General features: G+C 69.5%; 16 protein-coding genes and 1 tRNA gene. 10 read left to right on the top strand and 7 right to left on the bottom strand.

The window, feature by feature from the left end; all coding sequences use genetic code 11:
• Genes ACIHAR_RS22815 through ACIHAR_RS22800 form a run of 4 tightly spaced genes read left to right on the top strand, consistent with a single transcriptional unit; the run spans nt 1 to nt 2599 of the window.
• Entirely contained in the window at nt 1-210 is a 210-nt protein-coding gene (locus ACIHAR_RS22815) for a hypothetical protein (protein ID WP_365462823.1), read from the top strand.
• Complete coding sequence (locus tag ACIHAR_RS22810) at nt 207-845, top strand: aminodeoxychorismate/anthranilate synthase component II (protein WP_365462826.1); 639 nt, start codon at nt 207-209, stop codon at nt 843-845. Before ACIHAR_RS22815 ends, ACIHAR_RS22810 begins: the two co-directional genes overlap by 4 nt.
• A complete protein-coding gene (locus ACIHAR_RS22805) occupies nt 842-1831 on the top strand; it encodes a class E sortase (RefSeq protein ID WP_400021394.1) in 990 nt (329 codons plus the stop codon). Before ACIHAR_RS22810 ends, ACIHAR_RS22805 begins: the two co-directional genes overlap by 4 nt.
• A gap of 6 nt (nt 1832-1837) precedes the next feature.
• Nucleotides 1838-2599 (top strand): class E sortase, encoded by a 762-nt coding sequence (locus ACIHAR_RS22800; RefSeq protein WP_400021392.1) that lies wholly within the window; start codon nt 1838-1840, stop codon nt 2597-2599.
• Between the two features lie 189 nt (nt 2600-2788).
• Here the strand turns inward: ACIHAR_RS22800 and pknB are convergent, their stop codons facing one another.
• From pknB to ACIHAR_RS22770, 6 genes are all read right to left on the bottom strand, one after another.
• On the bottom strand, nt 2789-4777 hold the full coding sequence (gene pknB, locus ACIHAR_RS22795; RefSeq protein WP_365462835.1) for a Stk1 family PASTA domain-containing Ser/Thr kinase: 1989 nt from the start codon (nt 4775-4777) through the stop codon (nt 2789-2791).
• Nucleotides 4778-4946: 169 nt separating this feature from the next.
• On the bottom strand, nt 4947-6419 hold the full coding sequence (locus tag ACIHAR_RS22790) for a penicillin-binding transpeptidase domain-containing protein (protein WP_365462838.1): 1473 nt from the start codon (nt 6417-6419) through the stop codon (nt 4947-4949).
• Nucleotides 6416-7855 (bottom strand): FtsW/RodA/SpoVE family cell cycle protein, encoded by a 1440-nt coding sequence (locus tag ACIHAR_RS22785; protein WP_365462841.1) that lies wholly within the window; start codon nt 7853-7855, stop codon nt 6416-6418. Before ACIHAR_RS22785 ends, ACIHAR_RS22790 begins: the two co-directional genes overlap by 4 nt.
• A gap of 27 nt (nt 7856-7882) precedes the next feature.
• On the bottom strand, nt 7883-9406 hold the full coding sequence (locus ACIHAR_RS22780; RefSeq protein ID WP_400021388.1) for a Stp1/IreP family PP2C-type Ser/Thr phosphatase: 1524 nt from the start codon (nt 9404-9406) through the stop codon (nt 7883-7885).
• Between the two features lie 140 nt (nt 9407-9546).
• Nucleotides 9547-10059 carry an FHA domain-containing protein gene (locus ACIHAR_RS22775; protein ID WP_365462847.1) on the bottom strand — a complete coding sequence of 171 codons (513 nt, stop codon included), beginning with the start codon at nt 10057-10059 and terminating at the stop codon, nt 9547-9549.
• A 10-nt stretch (nt 10060-10069) separates the two neighbouring features.
• A complete protein-coding gene (locus ACIHAR_RS22770; RefSeq protein WP_365462850.1) occupies nt 10070-10942 on the bottom strand; it encodes a DUF3662 and FHA domain-containing protein in 873 nt (290 codons plus the stop codon).
• Between the two features lie 457 nt (nt 10943-11399).
• Between ACIHAR_RS22770 and ACIHAR_RS22765 the strand changes: the two genes are divergently transcribed.
• Nucleotides 11400-11483, top strand: a tRNA-Leu gene (locus tag ACIHAR_RS22765).
• A 1197-nt stretch (nt 11484-12680) separates the two neighbouring features.
• On the opposite strand, the gene ACIHAR_RS22760 is transcribed toward ACIHAR_RS22765, so the two are convergent.
• Nucleotides 12681-13106, bottom strand: coding sequence for a VanZ family protein (locus tag ACIHAR_RS22760; protein WP_400021385.1), 426 nt, complete (start codon nt 13104-13106; stop codon nt 12681-12683).
• 126 nt (nt 13107-13232) lie between these two features.
• Here ACIHAR_RS22760 and ACIHAR_RS22755 point away from each other — a divergent pair, with 126 nt between their 5' ends.
• The 5 genes from ACIHAR_RS22755 (at nt 13233) to ACIHAR_RS22735 (ending at nt 18527) form a co-directional block, all read left to right on the top strand.
• Nucleotides 13233-14498 (top strand): sensor histidine kinase, encoded by a 1266-nt coding sequence (locus ACIHAR_RS22755; protein WP_400021383.1) that lies wholly within the window; start codon nt 13233-13235, stop codon nt 14496-14498.
• Complete coding sequence (locus ACIHAR_RS22750; RefSeq protein WP_365462859.1) at nt 14495-15142, top strand: response regulator transcription factor; 648 nt, start codon at nt 14495-14497, stop codon at nt 15140-15142. Before ACIHAR_RS22755 ends, ACIHAR_RS22750 begins: the two co-directional genes overlap by 4 nt.
• Nucleotides 15143-15704: 562 nt before the next feature.
• On the top strand, nt 15705-16391 hold the full coding sequence (locus tag ACIHAR_RS22745) for a PAS domain-containing protein (protein WP_365462862.1): 687 nt from the start codon (nt 15705-15707) through the stop codon (nt 16389-16391).
• 10 nt (nt 16392-16401) lie between these two features.
• Nucleotides 16402-17352, top strand: a complete 951-nt coding sequence (locus ACIHAR_RS22740; RefSeq protein ID WP_400021380.1) for an ornithine cyclodeaminase family protein — start codon at nt 16402-16404, stop codon at nt 17350-17352.
• Nucleotides 17349-18527 (top strand): DSD1 family PLP-dependent enzyme, encoded by a 1179-nt coding sequence (locus tag ACIHAR_RS22735; RefSeq protein ID WP_400021378.1) that lies wholly within the window; start codon nt 17349-17351, stop codon nt 18525-18527. The genes ACIHAR_RS22740 and ACIHAR_RS22735 overlap by 4 nt, the downstream gene beginning before the upstream one ends.
• Nucleotides 18528-18559 lie beyond the last annotated feature (32 nt).

Genomic DNA, 18559 nt, shown 5'->3' with positions numbered 1-18559 from the left:
GTGACGTACGGCGTGAGTCTGGTGCCGTGGTGCGACGGAAGGGACGGCATGTACGGCTGGATCTGGCGGCATCTGCCGGGGAACGCCTTGGTGAAGGCGTTGATCTCGATCGTGCTGGTTGTGGCCGTCGTGTATGTCCTGTTCCAGTACGTCTTCCCGTGGGCCGAACCGCTGCTTCCCTTCAACGATGTGACGGTGGACAACCAGTGAGCGCGCGCATTCTCGTCGTCGACAACTACGACAGCTTCGTCTTCAACCTGGTCCAGTACCTGTACCAGCTGGGCGCCGAGTGCGAGGTCCTGCGCAACGACGAGGTGTCCACCTCCCACGCACAGGACGGCTTCGACGGCGTCCTGCTCTCGCCCGGCCCGGGCACGCCCGAGGAGGCCGGCGTCTGCGTCGACATGGTCCGCCACTGCGCGACGACCGGTGTGCCCGTTTTCGGCGTCTGCCTGGGCATGCAGTCGATGCAGGTGGCGTACGGCGGTGTGGTGGACCGGGCGCCGGAGCTGCTGCACGGCAAGACCTCGCTGGTGGAGCACGAGGGCCAGGGCGTCTTCGCCGGGCTGCCCTCGCCCTTCACGGCGACCCGCTACCACTCCCTCGCGGCCGAGCCGGCGACGGTCCCGGATGAGCTGCGGGTCACGGCCCGCACCCAGGACGGCATCATCATGGGTCTGCGCCACCGTGAACTGCCCGTCGAGGGCGTCCAGTTCCACCCGGAGTCGGTGCTGACCGAGCACGGGCACCGGATGCTGGCCAACTGGCTGGTGGAGTGCGGTGACCAGGGCGCGGTGGCGAGGTCGGCGGGGCTCGCCCCGGTGGTGGGCAGGGCCACGGCGTGACCGCGCTGCGCCCCGAGCGCGAGGACCTCTACGGCGGCACGCCGTACGAGCCTCCCCTCGACGAGGAGACGGTGGCCCTGCGGATACCGCAGCCGCCGGAGTCCGCGTTCGGTGGCGCGTCCATATCCGCTTCTGACGCCCCGACAGCCTCGCCGGCTCCCGGACACCCTGTCGGCGGCCGTGCGGCCCGCAGAAAGGCCGCCAAGCGCCGTCACGGGCGTCGTGGCGGCGCCCCGGAGGCGGCGCAGTCGGTAGAGGCGGGGGCGAGGCCGCTCTCGCGGGTGGAGGCCCGCCGGCAGGCGCGGGCGCGCAAGCCGAGCCCGGCCGTGGTCGCCAGCCGGGCCGTCGGCGAGGTCTTCATCACCACGGGCGTGCTGATGCTGCTCTTCGTCACCTACCAGCTGTGGTGGACGAACGTCCGGGCGCACGCGCAGGCGGACAAGGAGGCGAGCAGCCTCCAGGACGACTGGGCGAACGGCAAACGCAACCCGGGCACTTTCTCGCCGGGACAGGGCTTCGCGATCCTGCACATCCCCAAGCTGGACGTGGTGGTGCCGATCGCCGAGGGCATCAGCAACAAGAAGGTGCTCGACAAGGGCATGGTCGGGCACTACGCCGAGGGCGCGCTGAAGACGGCCATGCCCGACGCGAAGACCGGCAACTTCGGGCTCGCGGGCCACCGCAACACGCACGGCGAGCCGTTCCGGTACATCAACAGGCTCCAGCCCGGCGACGCGATCGTCGTCGAGACCCAAGACGAGTACTACGTCTACAAGATGGCGTCGATGCTGCCGGTGACCTCGCCGAGCAACGTGAGCGTCCTCGAGCCGGTGCCGCCGGACTCCGGATTCACCGGACCCGGCCGGTACATCACCCTGACGACGTGCACACCGGAGTTCACGAGCAAGTACCGGTTGATCGTCTGGGGCAAGATGGTCGAGGAACGGCCGCGCAGCAAGGGCAAGCCGGATGCGCTCGTCGAGTAGGGGCAGATGACCGTGGCAGCGACCACCGACGACACTGAGCACGCAGAGCACGCCGACGCGTCCGCGACGGCGGCCGTGCCGCCGCGCCGCCGGGGCGGCCGGATCGCCCTGGCGGTCAGTGTGTTCGGCGAACTCCTCATCACGGCCGGGCTGGTGCTCGGCCTGTTCGTCGTCTACTCCCTGTGGTGGACGAACGTCCTCGCCGACCGCAAGGCGGACCGGCAGGGCGACAAGGTCCGCGACTCCTGGGCCCAGGAGGACACCGGTCCCGGCGCCCTCGACACCAAGAACGGCATCGGCTTCCTGCACGTGCCCGCCATGAGGAACGGCGAGGTCCTGGTCGAGAAGGGCACCTCGTCGAAGGTCCTCAACGACGGCGTCGCCGGCTACTACACCGACCCCGTCAAGGCCGCGCTCCCCATGACCGGCAAGGACGGCAACTTCTCCCTGGCCGCCCACCGCGACGGCCACGGCGCGAAGTTCCACAACATCCACAAGCTGAAGAAGGGCGACCCGATCGTCTTCGAGACGCGGGACACCTGGTACGTCTACAAGGTGTACGCCGTCCTGCCCGAGACCTCGAAGTACAACGTCGAGGTCCTCGGCGCGGTCCCCAGGGAGTCCGGCAGGAAGAAGGCCGGCAAGTACATCACCCTGACCACCTGCACGCCGGTCTACACGAGCCGCTACCGGTACGTGGTGTGGGGCGAGCTGGACCGCGTGGAGAAGGTGGACGCGGACCGGACCCCGCCGGTGGAACTGCGCTGATCGCGGCGCTCCGCACTGAACCGGGGAATCAGCGCCGAGTCCGGCGCTCGTCTCCGGACCCCGTGCCCGTCGCTGAGGGCGGTGCCCGTCCGGACCTGAACGCGGAACGGGGAACAAGACATCGGGCCCTGCCGGTCGATCTCCGGCAGGGCCCGATGTCCTGTGTCTCAGCGGTGCTGGACGCGGCGGTCAGTCGTCGCCGTCGTTGCCTCCGAAGAAGCCCGTCCCGCCGTTGTTGTTGCCGCCGTTGTTGCCACCGTTGCCGCCGACGGTGACCAGGTTGACCGTCTGGCCCTTGTTCACCGTGCTGCCCTGGCCCGGATCCGAGCTGAAGACGATGGCGTTGTCGTCAGTCGAACCGGTGATGTTGCCGACGTTCAGACCGGCGTCCTGCAGGGCCTTCTTGGCGTCCTTCAGGCTCGCGCCCTGGATGTTCGGAACCTGCGTCTGGGAGCTGCGGCCGACCTTGATCTGGACCTGGGAGCCCTTGTCCACCTGGGAGTTGGCCGACGGCGTGGTCTCGATGACCTTGCCGACCTGGTTCTGGTCCTGGGTGTCGACCTCGACGCAGTTCCCGACGAGGTTGCTGGCCTGCATCTGCGCCTTGGCCTCGTCACAGGTCCTGCCGATGACGTCCGGGACGGTCGCCTTCTCCTCCGCCTTGGCGATGGTGAGGGTGATCTTGGAGCCCTTCTCCACCTCGGTGCCGAGATCGGGGTCCTGGGACAGCACCGTGCCGGGCTCCTGCAGGGAGACCTCTTCCTTCGTCTCGACGACGAACTGGTACTTGTCGCCCTCCAGCGTCGTCTTGGCCTCCTCGAGGCTCTTGCCGGTGACGTTGGGCACGGCCACCTTCGGCGCGCCGGTCGACACCGTGATGTTGATGGTGTCGCCCTTGTTGACATTGGCCTTGGCCGGCGGGTTCTGGTCGCAGACGCTGCCCTTGGGCGTGTTCTCGCAGGGCTTCTCCGTGGGCACCAGCTTCAAGTCCACGTTGGTCGCCATCGTCTGCGCGCGGTCCAGGGTCTGGCCGACGAAGTTCGGTGCCGGGAACGGTTTGTCCGTGCCGCCCCCGCCGCTGAAGGCCCACTTGCCGATGAGGATCGCGCCGACGAGGACCAGCACCGCGGCGACGACCAGCAGGATCGTCGAGGTGTTGGACTTCTTCTGGCGGCGCCGGTCGGGGCGGTCGTCGTAGCCGAAGCCGCCGTCGTCCGGGTTCATCGGCGGCAGCATCGAGGTGGCGCCGGCGTCCGTGGAGCGCAGGGCCGTCGTCGGCTGGTCGTCGGGGTAGCCGCCGTAGCCCACCGAGCCCATCGCCGCCGTGGCCGCGACCGGCTGGCCGTCGAGGCAGGCCTCGATGTCGGCGCGCATCTCGTCCGCGGACTGGTAGCGGTAGTTCGGGTCCTTGACCAGCGCCCTGAGCACGATCGCGTCCATCTCGGGCGTGATCTCGGGGTCGAAGACGCTCGGCGGCTGCGGCTCCTCACGGACGTGCTGGTAGGCCACGGCCACCGGGGAGTCGCCGACGAAGGGCGGCCGCACGGTCAGCAGTTCGTACAGCAGGCAGCCCGTGGAGTACAGGTCGGAGCGGGCGTCGACCTGCTCGCCCTTCGCCTGCTCCGGGGAGAGGTACTGGGCGGTGCCGATGACCGCGGCCGTCTGCGTCATCGTCATGCCGGCGTCGCCCATGGCGCGGGCGATGCCGAAGTCCATCACCTTGACCTGGCCGTTGCGCGTCAGCATGACGTTCGCCGGCTTGATGTCGCGGTGGACGATGCCGTTGCGGTGGGCGTACTCCAGGCCCTGGAGGATGCCGATGGTCATCTCCATGGCCCGCTCCGGCAGCAGCTTGCGGCCGCTGTGCAGGAGCTCACGGAGCGTGGAGCCGTCGACGTACTCCATGACGATGTACGGGATCGACACGTTGTCGATGTAGTCCTCGCCCGTGTCGTAGACCGCGACGATCGCGGGGTGGTTGAGCGAGGCGGCCGACTGGGCCTCCCGGCGGAACCGGGCCTGGAAGGAAGGGTCGCGCGCGAGGTCGGCGCGCAGCGTCTTCACCGCCACCGTGCGGCCCAGGCGCGTGTCATGCGCGAGGTAGACCTCGGCCATGCCACCACGGCCGAGCACGTGGCTCAGCTCGTACCGGCCGCCGAGGCGACGCGGCTCTTCCATAGCTACCTACCAGCCCTCTCCGTCGGTCCCGACCGGCACACGTGTGCGGCCGGAGGCTGCCGTCCGGGCATACCGTACCCGGACGGCGCGTCGTGACCTGGCCAAGCCCGTCACCCGATACAGGACCGGTATCGCAACGTGCACCGATGTGTAGGCGACGTGATCGGGGTCACTTCTTGCTGTCGATGACTGCCTTCATCACGTCCTTCGCGATCGGGGCCGCCAGACCGCCACCGCTGATGTCGTCGCGGTTGGCGGAACCGTCCTCGACGACCACGGCCACGGCGACCGGCGCGCTGCCGTCGGACAGCTTCGCGTAGGAGATGAACCAGGCGTACGGCTTCTCGCTGTTGTTCAGGCCGTGCTGGGCGGTACCGGTCTTGCCGCCGACCGTCACGCCGTCGATCTTCGCCTTGCCGCCGGTGCCCTGGGGGTCGTTGACGACCGTCTCCATCATCTGCTGCAGCTTCTGCGCGGTCTCCGAGGAGACGGCCTGGGACAGCTGCTGCGGCTCGGTGGTCTCGATGGTGTCGAGGTTCGCGGCCTTGAGCTGGTCGACCATGTACGGCTTCATCAGCTTGCCGTCGTTGGCGATCGCGGCGGCGACCATGGCCATCTGCAGCGGGGTGGCCCGGTTGGAGGCCTGGCCGATGCCGTCCATGGCGTTCTGCGGCCTGTTGTCCTCCGGGTAGACGCTCTCCGCGGCGCGGACCGGGGTGTCCAGCTCCTTGTTGTTGTAGCCGAACTTCTCCGCCTGCTCGATCATCTTCTCGTTGCCGACGTTGTCGGCCATCTTCGCGAAGACGGTGTTGCAGGACACCATGAGCGCGTACTTCAGGGTGGCGTTCTCGCACTCACCGTGCTCGTTGGTGAGCGGCGTGGTCGACTGCGGGAGCTGGTACGGGTCCGGCGTCTTGGTGGCCTCGTCGATGCCCGACACCTCGCCGTTCTCCAGCGCGGCCGCCGCGGTGACGACCTTGAACGTCGAGCCGGGCGGGTAGGTCTCGCGCAGCGCCCGGTTCAGCATCGGGTCGTCGGGGTTGTTCTCCTTCTGGACGGCCTTCCAGGCGGCGGCGTCCTTGTCCGACGTCCCGGCGAACTTCGACGGGTCGTAGGACGGCGTGGAGACCAGCGCGAGGATCTTGCCGGTGGACGGCTCGATCGCCGCGACGGCGCCCTTCTTGCCGCCCAGCTTCTCGTACGCGGCCTTCTGCGCGGCGGCGTTGAGGGTGGTGACGACGCTGCCGCCCTCCTTCTTCTTGCCCGTGATCATGTCGAGCGTGTTGCGGAAGAAGAGCCGGTCGTCGTTGCCGGTGAGGATGCCGTCCTCGAGCTTCTCGAGCTGGTTGGCGCCGAAGGCCTGCGAGGAGTAGCCGGTGACCGGCGCCCACATGGCGCCGTTCGTCCAGGTCCGCTTGTACTTGTAGTCGCCGCTGGTCGCCTCGACGGACCCGGTGATGGCCTTGCCGTCGACGATGATGTCGCCGCGCGGGGTGGCGTAACGCGCGATGTTGACACGGCGGTTGTCGTCGTCGGTGGCGAGCTCGTTGGCCTTGGCGTACTGCAGCCAGTTGTCGCGGATGAGCAGGGTGAGGATCAGAAGTCCGCAGAAGATCGCGATCCGGCGAAGGGGCTTGTTCATGACGGGCGGACCACCTGGGTCATCTCGGCGTCGGGGTTGGAGGCGGGGGCCGGGGCGGGGCGGCGGGCGGTGTCGCTGATTCTGATCAGGATGCCGATGAGGGCCCAGTTGGCGATGACGGAGGAACCGCCGTACGCGAGGAACGGCATCGTCATACCGGTGAGCGGGATGAGCCCCATCACACCGCCGGCGACGACGAACACCTGCAGCGCGAAGGCGCCGGACAGGCCGATGGCGAGCAGCTTGCCGAACGGGTCGCGGGCGGCGAGGGCGGTGCGCACGCCGCGCTCCACGATCAGGCCGTACAGCAGCAGCAGCGCCATGACGCCGGCCAGGCCCAGCTCCTCGCCGAAGGTGGCGAGGATGAAGTCGGAGTTGGCGGCGAACCGGATCAGCTCGGAGTGGCCCTGGCCCCAGCCGGTGCCGAGGGTGCCGCCGGAGCCGAACGCCCACAGCGCCTGCATGGCCTGCTCGGAGTGGCCCGCGACGCCCTGCCGGGAGAGCGTGTACTCCTTCATCGGGTCGAGCCAGGCCTGGACGCGCTGCTGGACGTGCGGTTCGAAGCTCGCCACACCGACCGCGCCGGCCGCGGACATCAGCAGACCGAAGACGATCCAGCTGGTCCGCTCGGTGGCGACGTACAGCATGATGACGAACATTCCGAAGAACAGCAGCGAGGTGCCCAGGTCGGTCTCGAAGACCAGGATCAGGATCGAGATGAACCAGACCACCAGGATCGGGCCGAGGTCGCGGCCGCGCGGCAGGTACAGGCCCATGAAGCGGCGGCTGGCGAGCGCGAGCGCGTCCCGCTTCACCATCAGGTAGCCGGCGAAGAAGACCGCCAGCACGATCTTGGCGAACTCACCGGGCTGGATGGAGAAGCTGCCGACCTTGATCCAGATCTTGGCGCCGTAGATGTTCTGGCCGAGGCCCGGCACGAGCGGGAGCAGCAGCAGGAACAGCGCGCCGACCATGGAGATGTAGGTGTAGCGCTGCAGGACGCGGTGGTCCTTGAGGAAGATCAGCACCACGATGAACAGGGCGATGCCCATCGCCGTGTACATCAGCTGCCGCGGCGCGGCCGTCCCGGCCTGCTGGATGGACTGCAGCAGCTTGGACTGGTCCAGCCGCCAGATCGCGACCAGTCCGAGCCCGTTCAGCAGCGTCGCCAGCGGCAGCAGCAGCGGGTCGGCGTACGGCGCGAACTTGCGGACCACGAGGTGGGCGACGCCGGCCAGCAGGCCCAGGCCCAGGCCGTAGGCGAGCAGGCCGGACGGCACCTGCTCGTTGATGGCGAGGCCCACGTTGGCGTAGGCGAACACCGGGATGACGACGGCGAACACCAGGAGCGCGAGCTCGGTGTTGCGTCGGCTCGGGGTGCCGATCGAGCCGATCGTGGACGTGTGGTGCGTCGACGGGTTGGTTGTACTGCTCATCGTGTGACGGGGCCTCTCACGGCTTGCCTACTGCTTACCGCACAGCGAGACGACCTTCTGCTCTTCCTCCGAGAGGGTGGGGCCGGGGCTGGGAGTGGCGGTCGCGGTTGCGGACGGGGACGCGGACACCGAGGGGCTCGGTGTGGCCTTGGACGTGAGGGAGGACGGAGTGGTTCCCGTGATGCCTCCGGCCTCGCCCGTGCCGGTCTTGGAGGTCTTCTGGCTCTGGGCCGTGGCCGTCTCCGCCCGCTTCTTGCACGCGGAGGCCTGCACGGCCAGATCGTCGATCTTCTTCCGGGCGCTGGACAGGCTGCCCGCGGGGATCGTCGCCTCGACCTGCTTCTGCTGGTACTCGGGGAGGTACTTGAGTTCGATCTCGGGGTGGTCCTTCTCCACCTTCGAGAGCGAGACCCAGGCCAGGTCCTGGCTGATGCCGCGGTACAGCGCGAGGTGCTCGCCCTTGGTGCCGACGTAGTACTGCGTCTGCGTCCAGCGCCAACCGCCGTAGAGCCCGCCGCCGATGACGGCGAGCGTGAGGGCGGTGTAGAAGGACCTCTTCAGCCACCTGCGGCCCTTGCGCGGCTTGACGAAGTCGTCGTCGCCGTAGTCGCCGAAGCCGCCGGTGGGGATGAAGCCGGTCACGTCACCGGATCCGGGCGGGCCGAACTCGCCGCCCCCGCCGCTTCCGTGGCCCCGGCGGCCGAGGCCGGCGGCGCGGCCGGCCGGGGTCTGCATGATGCCGTTGTCGTTCAGCTGGTTCTGGTTCTCGGCGACGGCGCCGACCACGACCGGGGTGTCGGACAGCTGCCCGGCGAGGGTGTCCCCGGTGTCCAGGTCGAGGACGTCGGCGACGATCACGGTGATGTTGTCGGGGCCGCCGCCGCGCAGCGCGAGCTGGATCAGCTCCTGCACGGTCTCCTGCGGGCCCTGGTAGCTGGCGAGGGTGTCCTCGAGGGTCTGGTGGGAGACCACGCCGGAGAGACCGTCGGAGCAGATCAGGTAGCGGTCGCCGGCCCGCACCTCACGGATCGACAGGTCGGGCTCGACGTGTTCGCCGCTGCCCAACGCCCGCATGAGCAGGGAGCGTTGGGGGTGGGTGGTGGCCTCTTCCTCGGTGATGCGGCCCTCGTCGACCAGGCGCTGGACCCAGGTGTGGTCCTGCGTGATCTGCGTCAGGACGCCGTCGCGCAGCAGGTACGCGCGCGAGTCGCCGACGTGCACCAGGCCGAGCCGCTGGCCCGTCCACAGCAGGGCGGTCAGCGTCGTCCCCATGCCCTCGAGCTGGGGGTCCTCCTCGACCATGGCGCGCAGCTGGTCGTTGGCGCGCTGGACGGCGGTACCGAGTGAGGTCAGGACGTCGGAGCCGGGCACGTCCTCGTCGAGCGCGACGATGGTGGAGATGGCCTCCGACGAGGCGACCTCACCGGCGGCGGCGCCGCCCATGCCGTCGGCGATGGCGAGCAGGCGCGGACCGGCGTAACCGGAGTCCTCGTTGCCCTCCCGGATCATGCCCCTGTGCGATCCGGCGGCGAAGCGCAGTGACAGACTCATGCGCACCTCGCCCGTCGGCCCCGGGTACAGCCGGTCGTGTCGAGCCACACTGCCCACCCTCCGGTCGGGAGCGCGCCGGGGCCCGGGGTGCCGGCCGCCGTGGCGTGCTCGCTCCGCTCGCGCTCACTCATGATGTAGCACTACTTCCGCAGCTCGATGACGGTCTTGCCGATGCGGATCGGCGCGCCCAGCGGGATCGGTGTGGGGGTCGTCAGCCGCGTTCGGTCGAGGTACGTGCCGTTGGTGGAGCCCAGGTCCTCGACGATCCACTGGCCGTCGCGGTCCGGGTAGATCCTGGCATGGCGGCTGGAGGCGTAGTCGTCGTCCAGCACGATCGTGCTGTCGTGCGCGCGGCCCAGCGTGATCGTCTGGCCCTGCAGCGCGACGGTGGTGCCGGTGAGGGTGCCCTCGGTCACCACCAGCTTGGAGGGGGCGTTACGGCGCTGGCGGCCGCCGCCGGCCTGCTGGCGCTGCTGCGGGGGCGCGGCCTGCCGGGCGGCCTGCTGCGGCCGCCCGCCCTCCCGGCGCGAACCGCGCTGGGTGACGCGCGTACCGAACAGGTCGCTGCGGATGACCTGCACGGCCACGATCACGAACAGCCACAGTACGGCCAGGAAACCCAGCCGCATGACCGTGAGGGTCAGCTCTGACATTGCCCCCGCTTCACCCTTCGGCTTGCCTATAGATAACGGTGGTGCTGCCCACGACGATCCGCGAGCCGTCGCGGAGCGTAGCGCGGGTGGTGTGCTGCCCGTCCACCACGATGCCGTTGGTGGACCCGAGATCCTGGATCGTCGAGGGCGTTCCGGTCCGGATCTCGCAGTGCCGGCGGGAGACGCCGGGGTCGTCGATCCGCACGTCGGCCTCGGTGCTGCGGCCCAGCACGAGCGTCGGGCGGGAGATCTGGTGGCGGGTGCCGTTGATCTCGATCCAGTGGCGGGTACGGGACCCGGGCTGCGGGGCGCCGGCCAGGCCGCCGCCGGCTGCCGCGCCGGGGCGCTGGGCACCCGCGGCGGGCGGGTAGCCGTAGCCGCCGGGACGGGCGCCGGGCGGCGGTGCGGACGGCATGGGGGGCGCGGCCGCGGCGCCGGCGGGCGGGTAGCCGTAGCCGCCGGGGCGCTGGCCGCCGGCCGGTCCGCGCTCGGGCGCCTGCTGGTTGCTGGAGGAGGCGAGCGTACGGCTGCGCACCCGGTAGAGGCCGGTGTCGAGGTCGTCCGCCTTCTCCAGGTTGACCTTGATCGGCCCCATGAAGGTGTAGCGCTGCTGCTTGGCGTAGTCGCGCACCATGCCGGCGAGCTCGTCGCCGAGCTGCCCGGAGTAGGGGCTGAGGCGCTCGTAGTCCGGCGCGCTCAGCTCCACGATGAAGTCGTTGGGCACGACCGTGCGGTCGCGGTTCCAGATCGTCGCGTTGTTGTCGCACTCGCGCTGGAGCGCTCCCGCGATCTCCACGGGCTGGACCTCGGACTTGAAGACCTTGGCGAAGGTGCCGTTGACCAGACCCTCGAGACGCTGCTCGAACTTCTTCAGGACTCCCATGGGGCACCTCCTCCGTCGTGACTTGCGTCCCGCGTCCTGCTGCTTACCTGGTACTGCTTACTGATCGTATCCACGCGCCGGTGAATCGGCTGGTTCCCCCTGTCGGCCCCGTCGACGGGTGTCGACGACCTGCTCCGTACCTGCTTCTGCCCGGATCCCCACCTGGTTCTGCCCAGGATCGGGACCCGCTTTCGGTCAGGATCGTAGAGGCGGCCGAGGACCAGTGTCCCGCACCCGACTGTGGACCTGGCCCGGCTCCCGGGGAGACGGCCCGCATAGGTACGAGGTTGATACGTGAACCGGTCGCCGCCGGGACGTACGGGGGTTCCCGGGCGTCTCTCCGGTCACCCCTGCCCCGGGGGAAAGGGATGTGAACGCACCCTGCCCAGCGTGCTAATGTTCTGCATGTCGGAAGGCGCCGGGCCGAAAAGCCCACAAGCCCGAGGACACACCCAATGCGCGGGTGGCGGAATAGGCAGACGCGCTGGATTCAGGTTCCAGTGCCCGCAAGGGCGTGGGGGTTCAACTCCCCCCTCGCGCACAGCGAAGAACCGACGGAACGGGTCTCTGCAGGTGACGGAAGTCACCACAGGGGCCCGTTTCTCGTTTCCATGATCGTTGTGAGGCATCACACAGTCTGTCAGGCCATACAACAGGCCCCCCACGCGTGAGCTATCTCACGGGCGGGGTCTGTCTTCGTTCTGCCGCAGCGCTGGGGCCGGGTTGATCTATGCCGCTGGAGCCAGGTGGCCGGTCGAGGTTCCAGCTCCTCGGCTCTTTTTTCGGGCGGCGGTGGTGGGTGTGTCGGCGGGGGCGCTCGCCGACGAGACCTTCTGCCATTTGGGGCTGCCGTAGTCCAGGGCTTGCCACTGCTTGGCGTCGGCTTCGGGACTGATGGTGATCGTGCGATCCCGTCTGCGCCCGACGATGAACCCCGCCGGACCCTGCCGACAGTCCCCATGCGCCCTGGTGAGACCAGCCGCCGTGCGGCAACCCGTCACCTGCGTGGCGTCGCTCGTCTCCCCGCGCTCCGTATCTCGCCCCTCATCGGCCCAGCTTCCCGCAGGGACGCACCACATGGCGCCCAGTACGTCGTCGTGGTCCGCCCGGTAGCGGCAAGCCGGCCACTGTCCGTGCGCTTCGCCTTCACTCAGCACGCCCGCTGGTGGACGACCGCCGAGTTGCGGTCGGCCGGAGCGCTGGGTCGAGCCCGCCGAACTGCTCGACTTCATGGACGGCTACTGGGACGGCTGGCCGCCGGACGGAGAAATCTCGCTCGAGTAAGGCCCGGCTCGGTCCTTGTCCCGGACGCCGTAACCGGCAGCGCCCACCATCTCGTACGCCCGAACCCACAGCAGGAGCGCAAGCAGTGACCGTGCACGCCATCGAGGTCGTCGTGCGGCCAGCGGCAGGAAGCTGGCAGACGGGGATTCATTCCGCGCTTGCGACAGAAGCACGTTGGTGGACAACAGCCGAGTTGCGTTCCGCGCACGTGAAGGTTGAGCCACTTCAACTACTCGACTTCATGGACGGGTACTGGGAGGGGAGGCTCCCGGACGGGGAGGTCTCGTTGGACTGAGTAGAGCTGGACTTCCACGGCCCGTCGGGACTCCGCCATGATGCGGGCGAGGTGAGGGCACCGAGGGTTACCGGCCGGTGCTGCCCAGAAGACCGCCCGCGCGCGCCAGTTCCCTGCCGAGGCGAGCGCCGACGAAACACGGTGAAAGCCGTCAGGCTGTCAGTCATTGACCAACCAGCGCCTAGGAACAGTGCCCTGGCCTGCTGAACACCGGGTCGTGACCGATGTGGCTGGGCAGGCTGACCGGACCGACGTGACCTGCGCGTGCGCCGAGGACCCGGGCAGGGCGATGGCACGCAGCAAGGATCCGCAGGCGCGCCCATTGAGCGTGGCGCGTACCACGGCGTAGCCGATCATTCCTCCCAGCTCGTTGGCGAGGACGTCGTTGATGTCACAGGACCGGCCGTTGTTGAAGATCACGTAACACAGCAGCTGTGTGGCTTCGACGCACAGGCTCGCCAGAGCGCTCACCGCGGCCGCGCGCCGCACCCTGTTCACCTGTGAGATCAGCGGGAGCAGCACCCCGAGCGGGAGGAACATGACCACGTTTGGTACGGCAGTCGCGTCGAGGGTGATCAGCGGCATGAAGTTGATCTGACAGCGGGGATGACGACATTCACATGCACGCCGAGCTCCTACGGCGTTCGGCAGCGGATCTCCGATCACCTTCCGTTGGCGCGATGCCTGCGCGGATCCGGCGGAAGGCAGATCTTGGCCGGCACGGCTACGACTTTCGGCAGAGAGAAAGGCACGACCCGCTCGCATACGCTGCATGACATGCGCTTTCGTCACCCAGGGTCCCGCCGTGGCTCCCGCCTCGTCGGCGCCCTGCTGTGGGTGGCCGCGGTCTGCACCGCTCTGGCTGCCATCCTGCTCGACGTGAGGGTCGGCACCTTTCGTCAACCTGACACGGGAACCGCGCTGACGGTCTCGGCTTCGGTGGTGGCCGCCACGCTCCTGGGCGTGCCCGCGCTCGCCGCTCGGGATGCCAGGCCGGGAGCGCTCGCCTGCGCGGGCGGAGTCGCGGCCGCCGCTTCGCTGGCCTGCACCGTGGCGATCCATCTCAGAGCCGGTGGGGCGGGGGCGTCGTCCGCCTACGGTGCCTTCGAAGCCGTCGCGCTTCTGATCGTTCTGGCCGTTACCGTGCGACGGGGCGCCCCGGTGTCCGCAGCCGTGGTCACGGCGGCGCTGTGTGCCGCGATCATCGCGCGTCCCTTGGCGGTACGCGTCCAGGAAGGCAGCGTGATCATGGCGTTCTCCCTGACGCTCGTCGCCGTGACCGTGACAGGGCTGAGTCTGGCCACGCGGCTGGTGGTGGCCGACCGATGGCAACGGGAACATCGGATCCGCCTGGAGCAGAGGATCGCCCTGGCCAGAGAGCTGCACGACTTCGTGGCCCACCATGTGACCGGGATCGTCGTCCAGGCACAGGGCGTCCAGGCGGTCGCCACCAAACGCCCGGACATGGTCGCGCCGGCGCTGCAACGCATCGAGCAGACCGGCGCGGAGGCACTGGTCTCGCTGCGTCGCATGGTCGGCGGGCTGCGCGCCGAGGACATCGACGCTCCGCTGGCCGCACCGGAAGGGATCAGTGGTCTGCGCGACCTGGTCGCCGGCTTCAGTCTGCGCGACGTGTCCGCGCACCTCTCCGAGGCCGGTCCCACCGACACGCTGCCGTCGGACGTGGCCGCCGTCGCCCACCGGGTCACGATGGAATCGCTCACCAACATCCGCAAACACGCCCACGGCTGCCGCCACGTCCACGTCCGCGTGCAGGTGCTGCCGCAGCAAGCCGTCGTTGAGGTCGGCAACGACGGAACGGTGCGCCAGACCTCCTCCCCGGGCTACGGGCTCAAGGGACTGGAGGAACGGGTCACACGGCTCGGAGGAACGCTCCGGGCCGGTGCCACCGCGGACGGAGGCTGGCTGGTCCGCGCCTGCCTGCCGCTCACTCCGGCCGGGACGGACACGCCGTGATCCGTGTACTGATCGCCGACGACCAGGCCATCGTGCGCACCGGCATCGCCATGATCCTTACGGCAGAGAACGACATCGAGGTGGTCGCCGAGGCCGAGGACGGTGTCCAGGCCGTGGAACAGGCCGCACGGCACCGGCCCGACGTCGTCCTGATGGACATCCGCATGCCGCGCCTGGACGGGCTGGACGCCCTGCGTGCGCTGACCCGCCCCACCGCGGACCACACCCCGAAGGTGGTCATGGTCACCACCTTCGACGACGAGGAGTACGTCACCACGGCGCTGCAGTCGGGCGCCTGCGGCTTCATCCTCAAGGACTCCGGCCCGCGGCTGCTGGCTGAGGCGGTGCGAGCCGCGGCAGAGGGAGACTCCCTCATCAGTCCGTCGATCACGGTCCGTCTGCTGCGGCGGTTGATGGCACCCGGTACGCGGCGATCACCGGACACGGTCCTGTCCCTGCGGGAGGTGGACGTGGTCAGGCTCGTGGCCCAGGGACTCACCAACGCCGAGATAGCTCAAGCCCTCTGCATCAGGGTCGGGACGGTCAAGACCCACTTGGGCAACATTCAGAGCAAGCTCGCCGCCCGCAACCGAGTGGAGATCGCCGCTTGGGCCTGGCGGGTGGGCCTGGCCCATCAGGACTGACGCCTGGCCAGCGGATCCGCCGAGGAGCCCGAGGTGGCGGTCACGTCGGGTGACGCGCCAGTGGACGCTGACGACTTGTCACCGCCCTCACACGCTGTCATCAGCAGGCCGGCGCCGAGCGCGGCGGTGACGGCAAGGGCGGTGCGCAGACGACGGTTCATCACGGCTTTCCCCTCAGGGTGACAGGTGCGGCGCACCAGGTGCTCGGTGCCGCGCGTTGACGATCACCATCACGGCCGCTCCTGGCTGCCGGTCCGGTGCTGTCTCGCGTCCATGACGCCGCTGTCACCGGCTGTGACACAGCTCCGGCGGGCCGTGGGGCGAGGCCGGGCCACGTCCGCCGGGAGCGTGAACCGGTCGTCCGTTCGCCCCGACCCCGCCTAGCCCACGACGTCGGGTCGCTCTTCGAGGCCTCACCCGAAGCCGCAGGTGAGTGAAAGCGACTCACGCTCCTGCTCAGCCCGGGCGTCCCGCGGCAAGGTGAGGTGGGCGGCACCCGGATCCACTAGACTTTCTGTCTAGGGATAGAAATAAAATGGAAGCCCGCGCTGAAAGGAGCGTCATGGACCACGTCGCAGCCAGTGCGGAGGCGGACGAGCGTAAGGGCGCCGTCGCCGTCGCCTCGATCGACGCGGACGAGCACCTCATCCGTGAGGCCGAGAAGATCGCCGTCGCGCTGGGCCGTATGTTCCCGAGCCTGTGCGAAGTCGTCCTGCACGACCTGCGGGATCCGGAGCATGCGATCCGGGCGATCGAGAACAACCTTTCGGGCCGCCAGGTCGGTGACTCCGCCACTGAACTGGGCCTGGCCCGCATCGCCGACCCGGAGTACCCCAGCGTCATCCAGAACTACCCCAACCGGTTTCCCGACGGCCGCCCGGTGAAGAGCACGTCCATCGGCATCAAGAACGCCGAGGGCGAGTACATCGCGGCACTCTGCCTGAACCTCGACGTGTCCGTCCTGTCGCCCGTGACGCTCGCGTTGTCGAACCTCGTGAGCACGGACACCGAGCACCGCGAACAGCCCCTGGAGACCCTGCGGGACCGCAACGCGCGCGAGCTGCGCCAAGAGGTGGAGGCACGTGCCGCGGAGCGCGCCGCGACTCCCCGGTCGCTGAGTCGGGAGGACAAGAAGGAACTCGTACGGCAGCTGCAGCGCGACGGCTACTTCGACTCGCGCGATGCCGCGCAGACCATCGCGGACCTGCTCGGCGTGTCCCGGGCGACCGTCTACAACTACGCCAAGTGAAGGGCCGCTCATGACCGCCGCCGGACCGACCGCTCTGTTGCACATCACCGAGGAGCAGACCGCCGCGCTCGTGGATGAGGAGCTGGCCCTCGAAGCGGCCCGTGCCGCCTTCGCCGCGACGGTGGACGGCCCGGTCTTCCCCAGTCTCGCCGTGCACGGCTCCGATCCGCGCAATCGGTTCACCCTCAAGCCGTCCGCATCCCCGACGCACGCCGGGGTGAAGATCGGCACCTACTGGCCGGGCAACCCGGAGCACGGGCTGCCGCGCCACCACTCGACCCTGCTGCTGTTCGACCAGACGATCGGCCGGATCGCGGCCGTCCTGGAGGTCGGCACCGCGAACGCCTACCGGACCGCCGCGGCCGACGCCCTCGCCGTCGACCTGCTGGCCCGCCCCGACGCCGCCACCCTGGCAGTCTTCGGCACCGGTCGCCAGGCCGCCTACGAGGCGCAGGCCGTCAGCCGGGTCCGGCCCATCGGCGAGATCCTGATCGTGGGGCGGGACACGGGGCGTGCCGAGCACCTGGCCAGAACGCTCACCGCACAGGGCCACGACGCCCGGCCCGCCGGTGCGGAAGAAGCCTGTGCGCACGCCGACGTCATCGTCACCGCCACCACCGCTCGCGCCGACACCCCACCCCTGTTCGACGCGGGCTGGGTCCGCCCCGGTACGCACATCTCCTGCATGGGCGCCGACGCCCCCGGCAAGAGGGAGCTCCCACCCGAACTGTTCGGCGGCGCACGTGTCTTCTGCGATCTGCCCGACCAAGCCCGCCGCATGGGCGAAAGCCAGCACGCGCCCGCGGCGACCGTCCTCACCCCGCTCGGCGAGGTCCTCGTCGGACGCACCGCGGGACGCGTCGACGACAGCGACGTCACGGTCTTCGACAGCTCCGGAATCGGTCTGCAGGACCTGTATCTGGGCCTGGCCCTTGTGAAGAAGATGGACATCTCCCTGTGAACATCCCCTTGAACACCACCACCTCCACCGCCGCCCATGACCTGGCCGACCCGGACACCCCGTTCGCCGTCGTGGACGTGGACAAGGCGCGGCGCAACATCGAACGGCTGCGGGCCAGGGCCGACCGGCTCGGGGTCACCCTGCGGCCGCACGTCAAGACGGCCAAGAGCCTCGACGTCGCCGCCCTCATGCACGGCGACACCCCCTGCCCCGTCACCGTCTCCACCCTCGCCGAGGCCGAGGCGTTCGCCGACGGCGGCTACACCGACATCACCTACGCCGTCGGCATCGACCCCCACAAGCTCCCGCGCGTGATCGCCCTGCTGCGCCGCGGTGTGCGCCTGCGCATCCTGCTCGACAGCGTCGAACAGGCCGCGTTCGTCGCCGAGGCGTCCCGCCGGGCCGGCATCGCCGTCCCCGCCCAGATCGAGATCGACTGCGACGGCCACCGCGGCGGCCTCAAGCCCGACGCCCCCACGCTCCCCGAGGTCGGCCGCATCCTGCACGACGCGGGCTGTCTGGACGGCGTACTGACCCACGCCGGCGAGTCCTACTTCGCCTACACCCCCGAGGAACAGCGCCTGGCGGCGAAGAACGAACGCGACACCGCCGTCGCCGCGGCCGAGCGACTGCGCGCGGCCGGCCTGCCGGTGGACACCGTCAGCGTCGGCTCCACCCCTACCGCCCACGCCGCCGAGGACCTCACCGGCGTCACCGAACTGCGCGCAGGGAACTACGTCTTCTTCGACCTGGTCATGGCCGGCCTCGGCGTCTGCCAGGTCGAGGACCTCGCCCTGTCGGTCGTCGTCACCGTCATCGGCCACCGTCCCGTGTACGGGTGGATCGTCACCGACGGCGGCTGGATGGCCATGTCCCGCGACCGCGGCACCGCCGTCCAGGCACAGGACCAGGGCTACGGCCTGGTCACCGACTTGAACGGCGACCTCGTCCCGAACCTGGTCATGACCGCCGCGAGCCAGGAACACGGCACGCTCACCGCCCGCGACGGCGCCGACCTGCCCGACCTGCCCGTCGGCACCCGCCTGCGCATCCTGCCCAACCACGCCTGCGCAACCGCGGCTCAGCATCGCGGCTACCACGTCATCGACGGCACCCGCAGCACCGGCGCCGTGCCCGTGATCGAGGCCTTCTGGCAACGCGTCACCGGCTGGTGAGGACAGCCTGCACGTCCACCCCTGACCACACC

Source organism: Streptomyces sp. NPDC052016, from assembly GCF_044548445.1.
Taxonomy (GTDB): Bacteria; Actinomycetota; Actinomycetes; order Streptomycetales; family Streptomycetaceae; genus Streptomyces.
This window is presented reverse-complemented; position numbering and strand designations above follow the sequence as displayed.

Bases quoted from the DNA above. Each gene is read 5' to 3' on its own strand.
- ACIHAR_RS22800 (WP_400021392.1), top strand. From the start codon at position 1,838: ATGACCGTGGCAGCGACCACCGACGACACTGAGCACGCAGAGCACGCC.
- pknB (WP_365462835.1), bottom strand. From the start codon at position 4,777: ATGGAAGAGCCGCGTCGCCTCGGCGGCCGGTACGAGCTGAGCCACGTG.
- ACIHAR_RS22790 (WP_365462838.1), bottom strand. From the start codon at position 6,419: ATGAACAAGCCCCTTCGCCGGATCGCGATCTTCTGCGGACTTCTGATC.
- ACIHAR_RS22785 (WP_365462841.1), bottom strand. From the start codon at position 7,855: ATGAGCAGTACAACCAACCCGTCGACGCACCACACGTCCACGATCGGC.
- ACIHAR_RS22780 (WP_400021388.1), bottom strand. From the start codon at position 9,406: ATGAGTCTGTCACTGCGCTTCGCCGCCGGATCGCACAGGGGCATGATC.
- ACIHAR_RS22775 (WP_365462847.1), bottom strand. From the start codon at position 10,059: ATGTCAGAGCTGACCCTCACGGTCATGCGGCTGGGTTTCCTGGCCGTA.
- ACIHAR_RS22770 (WP_365462850.1), bottom strand. From the start codon at position 10,942: ATGGGAGTCCTGAAGAAGTTCGAGCAGCGTCTCGAGGGTCTGGTCAAC.
- ACIHAR_RS22760 (WP_400021385.1), bottom strand. From the start codon at position 13,106: ATGCCGCTGATCACCCTCGACGCGACTGCCGTACCAAACGTGGTCATG.
- ACIHAR_RS22745 (WP_365462862.1), top strand. From the start codon at position 15,705: ATGGACCACGTCGCAGCCAGTGCGGAGGCGGACGAGCGTAAGGGCGCC.
- ACIHAR_RS22740 (WP_400021380.1), top strand. From the start codon at position 16,402: ATGACCGCCGCCGGACCGACCGCTCTGTTGCACATCACCGAGGAGCAG.